The sequence below is a fragment of the Paraburkholderia sp. C35 genome (assembly GCF_003121405.1).
In the GTDB taxonomy this organism is placed as follows: Bacteria; Pseudomonadota; Gammaproteobacteria; order Burkholderiales; family Burkholderiaceae; genus Paraburkholderia.
This window is the reverse complement of record NZ_QBUY01000204.1, coordinates 1-5297: the sequence shown is the minus strand read 5'-3', so window position 1 is coordinate 5297 and position 5297 is coordinate 1. Positions and strand designations below refer to the sequence as shown.

Annotated in this window: 7 protein-coding genes and 3 pseudogenes; 5 read left to right on the top strand and 5 right to left on the bottom strand. The window is 58.0% G+C overall.

Features of this window, described 5'->3' with window-relative positions; translation table 11 throughout:
- The 3 genes and pseudogenes from DK391_RS45565 to DK391_RS43795 form a co-directional block, all read left to right on the top strand.
- Window positions 1-199 (top strand): annotated as a pseudogene (locus DK391_RS45565) (MFS transporter); the annotation flags it as partial.
- An 8-nt stretch (window positions 200-207) separates the two neighbouring features.
- Window positions 208-288, top strand: a pseudogene (locus tag DK391_RS45735) (DNA-binding response regulator); the annotation flags it as partial.
- 4 nt (window positions 289-292) lie between these two features.
- Window positions 293-637, top strand: a complete 345-nt coding sequence (locus DK391_RS43795; protein WP_343225482.1) for a LuxR C-terminal-related transcriptional regulator — start codon at window positions 293-295, stop codon at window positions 635-637.
- On the opposite strand, the gene DK391_RS43790 is transcribed toward DK391_RS43795, so the two are convergent.
- Entirely contained in the window at window positions 607-1083 is a 477-nt protein-coding gene (locus DK391_RS43790; protein ID WP_239483122.1) for a hypothetical protein, read from the bottom strand. The two genes, DK391_RS43795 and DK391_RS43790, sit on opposite strands and share 31 nt — an antisense overlap.
- Before the next feature lie 443 nt (window positions 1084-1526).
- Window positions 1527-1769, bottom strand: coding sequence for a hypothetical protein (locus tag DK391_RS43780; RefSeq protein WP_109484236.1), 243 nt, complete (start codon window positions 1767-1769; stop codon window positions 1527-1529).
- A gap of 390 nt (window positions 1770-2159) precedes the next feature.
- On the opposite strand from DK391_RS43780, the pseudogene DK391_RS43775 reads away from it, so the two are divergent.
- Window positions 2160-2363: pseudogene (locus DK391_RS43775) on the top strand (tyrosine-type recombinase/integrase); the annotation flags it as partial.
- 105 nt (window positions 2364-2468) lie between these two features.
- Here the strand turns inward: DK391_RS43775 and DK391_RS43770 are convergent.
- Window positions 2469-2714: a hypothetical protein gene (locus DK391_RS43770; RefSeq protein WP_109484235.1), complete on the bottom strand. Its 246-nt coding sequence runs from the start codon at window positions 2712-2714 to the stop codon at window positions 2469-2471.
- Window positions 2715-2862: 148 nt separating this feature from the next.
- Entirely contained in the window at window positions 2863-3066 is a 204-nt protein-coding gene (locus tag DK391_RS43765; protein WP_035988139.1) for a cold-shock protein, read from the bottom strand.
- A 567-nt stretch (window positions 3067-3633) separates the two neighbouring features.
- Between DK391_RS43765 and DK391_RS43760 the strand changes: the two genes are divergently transcribed.
- Window positions 3634-3900 (top strand): DUF1488 family protein, encoded by a 267-nt coding sequence (locus tag DK391_RS43760; RefSeq protein WP_109484234.1) that lies wholly within the window; start codon window positions 3634-3636, stop codon window positions 3898-3900.
- 464 nt (window positions 3901-4364) lie between these two features.
- On the opposite strand, the gene DK391_RS43755 is transcribed toward DK391_RS43760, so the two are convergent.
- Entirely contained in the window at window positions 4365-4643 is a 279-nt protein-coding gene (locus DK391_RS43755; RefSeq protein ID WP_109484233.1) for an HU family DNA-binding protein, read from the bottom strand.
- Window positions 4644-5297: the final 654 nt, after the last annotated feature.

Below are 5297 nucleotides of genomic sequence, written 5' to 3'. Positions count from 1 at the left end.
GGCGTTGGGTGGCTTGACGGTTGCATCGGCGGGCATTCTGTCGGCGTTGCCCCTGTTCTGGAGTTTGCCGACCGAAAAAATGCAGGACGCAACGGCAGCAGCAGGTATCGCGCTGATCAATTCGATCGGCAATCTCTCGGGATTCGTGAGTCCCTTTGCGATTGGCTGGCTGACCGAGGGGAAAATGGGCTCGAAGTGAGAGACCGGATGGCAGTGCAGAACCTGAAAACGCCCGTCGTTTTCCTGACGGGCTATGGCGACATTCCGATGACGGTCAAGGCAATGAGAGCCGGTGCGCGTGATTTCTTGTCCAAACCATTTCGCGATCAGGATTTTCTTGATGCGATCCTCTCATGCTATCGACGAGGACCGCGAGCGTCTGCTGGTCGATCGCTCGCTGCATGCGCTGCGCGCTTCCTATGCATCACTAACGCCGCGCGAAAAGGAAGTCGTTGGGTTCGTCGTGGCTGGACTCCTCAACAAGCAGATCGCGCATGAAATGAACGCCTGTGAGGTCACCGTCACAATGCACCGCGGTCAGGCGATGAAAAAGATGTGCTCGAGGTCGGTCGCGGATCTCGTTTGCAAGATACAGATGCTTTGCAATCAAGGGATCATAGATAGCGCCAGTCCTTGAAAATACACGACCAACTCAAGTCGCCGCAGTGGCAGCGTAAGCATGTCAAGTGCACGTACATATGCACATGAGTGTTGATGTCCACGGAGAATTGACCCCAACTGTCCGAGCTCGAACGGCGTGACTTCAGCGAGATTCCCCGTCACGAGCGGCACCTGTACCGGACCGAGGCCATAGCGGGCGGCGAGTTCGTGCGGCGGCTCCGCGGGGTATTTCACTCGCGCGGCAAGTTGAGGCGACACCGATCGGTCGGCCAGCGAGTGAACCGTTTCGGCCAGCACGTTGGACGAGAAGCCACGCCGTGCCTGTTCCGCAATTTCGCGATTAAACGCCAGATAGATGCCTCGCTGATGGGCGAGGCGGTTTGCGACAAGCCGCAGCGTCGAGGTCTTGCTCGCGCCTACGTACGCCTTGATCTTGAGTTTGCCGCCGCCACGGCCGGTCATCGTGAGTGCCGGGCTTCCGGAAGGCGGACGCCGCCGCCGATATCGGGCCGTTATGCCAAAACCACATCCCGACTCGCTTGTCCGCGCTCCTCGCCACCGCAAGCTGTGTCCGCCGATCAGCCACAACGAACATTCGGAGGGACAACCCTCTGACCGAATCAATGTTGCCCTGCGTTCAACAGCACCCAGACCTGTTTTCGTGGCTCGCCGCGGAAGATACGCGCGAATGCAGCGCTGCATCGCGTGCAGGTGTAGTGCTGCGCATCTTGCGCGTCTTTCACTGCGCGAGCTCCGATGAGAGTCAACGACTCGTGCGGATCGACCAAAGACGGCTCTCCGTAAAGGTCAGCGCATGGCGCACATGGTTGAATCCAAAGTTCCACGTCTGAACTCCAGCTTCTTCAACTGTTGGGGAAACTCGCGGAGTTGAGCAGCAGAGAGCATCAGGAAGGTCGCGAGAGGTTAGGGTCAATATCGAACTCGGAAAGCACCTGCGAAATCGCGATTCCAACGATCGCCCTTGTCTCGACAGTGTCCGGTTCCAGACTATAGCCGCTTGCAGTTGCGCCAGTGCTTCCCTCCGGATAAAGAGACACATGCATCCCAGGTTCATAACCACCGATGTTGGGCAATCGCTTGTTAACTTCGACAATAAACTCTTCGGGCGAAATAACGGGTTTGGACATAGCTGCGATCTCACGGATGTTTTGCGAGGCATGCTAGCACGGGTGCAATCATCAGCTCTTGCGGCCGATATCAACCAGTCGACGGCAGAGCCAGGTTCGATAACGCGACCGTGCGCAAGTAGATCGAATTCACGAAGGCCAATAGCGATTCGTGCTTTATCGTCGGCAATGTCTCAGCGTATCGCGCGACCGACGGAGCAGCAGGAGAAGTTAGTAAGTCGCCGCATGCGATTTCCAGTACGAAGAGACGATCGCGGTGCCAGCTCCAGCGCAGCCTTCACAGCATATTCCGCTGTCTTGAAACGGTTGACGGTTTATTGTCCGTAATCGTCCTGCTGTAGAAACCACGCGAGGTAGACACTGCGCATCAGTTCATTGAACAGATCATGCCCCCTGGCGGGCAAGCCGCGACGGGCCAGACCGCACTGGATGCGCCACACGCACGCCACGCACGCGCTAGAAAGCGGCGCCGAATTGACTGCCGTGCGCGACAACCTCCAGCACGCATCGGTCTCCACCACGTCGATCTACCTGCACAGCGATGAAGTCAAACAGGCGCGCCAGTTCGCAGAGGCGTTCGCCGCGAGGAAGTAATTCATCTCGACGACGCGGCCTTGCGGCGTGCAAAGTGGTAACACCTCAACGAAGCATGATCGGTATGCGAAGCAGGTCGCGGAGACGAGCGACCAGAACGCTTCATCAATGCCGACGTCCGAGATATTTGCTAACTATGAATTCTGCGGCAACCTGGTTGTGAATCTCACTGATCGCTATGACACCGTTGCTGGCATCGCGAGGTTCCCAATCGATACCAATCGCATCGTCGCTGACGCCGTTGCGCGGGATAAGAAACATCTGCAGACCGGGCGAATAGCAATCGTGCTCCGGAAGGCGCCGATTGATCTCGTCGACAAATTCTTCCGGCGTGATGATCGGCTTCTCCATGACTCCCTCCGTGCAGCGTCGTTAACTACCCTGCCCTGCCGCCTGGACAGACCGGCCGCCCGATTGTGCACCTTGCGCCCGGGAATACTCAGCTTGCGCGCCACGCAGCAATGCGGTCTTCAGCTTGCCGTGCGATCCGCGCGACCAGTCAAACAGGTTTGATGTTCGCAGCCTGCTTGCCCTTCGGCCCCATCTTGACGTCGAAGCTCACTTTCTGGTTTTCCTGCAGGGATTTGAACCCTTCAGTCTTGATTTCGGAGAAGTGAGCGAACAGGTCTTCTCCCCCTTCATCCGGAGTAATGAAGCCGAAGCCTTTCGCATCGTTGAACCACTTGACTGTGCCCGTTGCCATTTTCCTGACCCTGTGAACGTTGAGAGTCGCATCCGCAGATGCAATATCGCAGGCCGTGTCCGGCTACTGCAACAGACAACTTTGTATCACGTCACCCTGGCACCTGCCAATCGGTATGACCGCTGTCCCGTTCGACCCGGCAGGGTCCCAGGCGCAAACATGCTGCCGGGCGCAGACGTTCCAGTAATTGTCAGCATATTGGCCATATCTATCTTGAGGCGCAGCGAACGAAGCTGGCCCACGGACGATCGGCGAACTGCTGGCGGAAAACGCAGTGCCATGCCCAGCCCACCAACAGGAATTGCGCTTTGGTTGAAATATGGCGCGTGATTAACGGCGTACGGGATATTCCGGCCTGGCTGCTCGACCAGAACGGGTAAACGCGAACAAATGAAGTCTGGCGCACGTTAATCTGATTCGTGCCCGGCCCTGTTTGGTGAGATTTTTCGGGATCTATGCATCTGGATCGAGACACATCGGGTGGCGAAACAATACCCAGATATTCATGCCGCATTCTCTGTGCAACAATCTCACTCCTCCGCTCTATCGCACTCCCTGCTGCTTCCCATGGACACGCTTGAAGTCAACCCTCAGGTGCTCGCCGGCCGCGGCGTAGCGTTTTTCCTTCCTAGTCCCCAAGGAATGGTCGAATGCACGGTCACGATCAGGGCACTGCAGGACTGCTTCTGGCTTGAACCCCACGCCGACGACATCCGGATCCTGCGTGCCTTTCGCGATGGTTACGGTCGCATCCGCGCGATCGCTGAGCGCAAGGTGCTCGCTCATCCAGCCTCGCGCCTTGAACTGACGGCCGCCGATTTCGCCCGCCCGTGAATGCGTAGCCATGCAAATGCTATCCGACGACGAAGCGCGGGCAGAAATGCTGTGCCACCTCGTGGTCAGCGAGCTTATGGCCATGGCGCGCACGGGTGACTAGCTAAGAACGGATCATCTCGTCGAGTTCTCGCTCGTCTGAACGGTGAGCGTCTCGATTACCGCGTGCCAGTCGTCGGCGAGATCCACAACCAGTGTGCTGCGAGGCTGCAGCGCACGTAGATATGCTTCGCAGGCCTGTGTCCGTTACAAGCCTTCCCAGAAAAAATCTCGCCACAAAAAAAGCCCACAGCCGGTATGAGCTGTGGGCTTCAACACGCACCAAAAGTCAGGAATAACCGGAATCTTCTGGAACCGTCGACACTACATGGAGCCCATTAACGGAGCAAGCTGTCTGGCCAAAAACGGTCAGGTAGCTAACCCTCCCGTGCGGTAGCTGGCCCGCCCGTCATGTCTGGCCGATATCAACCGGCATTGACAGCGTCCTTGAACGCCTTGCCGGCCGTGAACTTGACGGTCTTCGCCGCCGGAATGTTGATGGTCTCGCCGGTAGCAGGATTGCGGCCCGTACGTTCGGCGCGGGCACCCGTCGAAAAAGAACCGAATCCGATCAGCTGGACTGTGTCGCCGCGCGTGACTGCAGCTGTCACGGCTTCCAGAATGGCGTCAATGGCTTCGCCCGTGCTGGCCTTGGTTTCGCCTGTGGCAGCTGCTACAGCGTCAATCAGTTCGTGCTTGTTCATCTATGCGTCTCCCTTTGTGTAATAAGGTCCCCGATGCTTGCGGACCGGTCGCCACCCTACCGCACGGGCGTCGCTCCGGCAACCGGCAGTTGGTTGCCGAGGCCCCCTCGCCTTGAAAGCCACTTTCCTGTGGGCAGCTTTTTTGGCGGAGCCGTATTGCTGGTGTGGCGGTCAGACGGTTAGTTGCGTGCTGTTGCTGGATGCCCCTTCGACCCATAGCCGACGCTCTTCCAATGTTCACAGATGTCGGTTGCTACACCATGAGCGGCCGCCCGGACGGGTATCAAGGCACCGATTGCCTTTGGCAGGCTAACGCCGGGAGCTGGTCTGCAAAGCGAACGCCTCACCTGCGTTACGCGCGGCCCCGACGACCTAAAGGGCGCCGTCGCCCGCGAGCCGCCTGACCGGGTCATCGCTTCCAGTTGCACGCACCGCAAGGATTGTTGCGCATTTTTAAGCGCGTTCCCGCACTCGAATTTGAGTTAGGGAAGGTCTGAACAACTCATTTTCCGCGTTGGATTTCTAATCGGCGAACTTCAATGGAGATCACCTCACCATTCGCTGCGCGATGGACCAACGCCGGTCGCCTCTAGTGCACCGAGCGCTGCGCCCATACGAGATACGCCTTCACCCTTTATGTTGTTTCAGCGAGCG

What these genes read in the sequence shown, in the direction of transcription:
- DK391_RS43770 (WP_109484235.1), bottom strand. Translation starts at nt 2,714, where the DNA reads ATGGAGAAGCCGATCATCACGCCGGAAGAATTTGTCGACGAGATCAAT.
- DK391_RS43790 (WP_239483122.1), bottom strand. Translation starts at nt 1,083, where the DNA reads ATGACCGGCCGTGGCGGCGGCAAACTCAAGATCAAGGCGTACGTAGGC.
- DK391_RS43755 (WP_109484233.1), bottom strand. Translation starts at nt 4,643, where the DNA reads ATGAACAAGCACGAACTGATTGACGCTGTAGCAGCTGCCACAGGCGAA.
- DK391_RS43780 (WP_109484236.1), bottom strand. Translation starts at nt 1,769, where the DNA reads ATGTCCAAACCCGTTATTTCGCCCGAAGAGTTTATTGTCGAAGTTAAC.
- DK391_RS43765 (WP_035988139.1), bottom strand. Translation starts at nt 3,066, where the DNA reads ATGGCAACGGGCACAGTCAAGTGGTTCAACGATGCGAAAGGCTTCGGC.
- DK391_RS43760 (WP_109484234.1), top strand. Translation starts at nt 3,634, where the DNA reads ATGGACACGCTTGAAGTCAACCCTCAGGTGCTCGCCGGCCGCGGCGTA.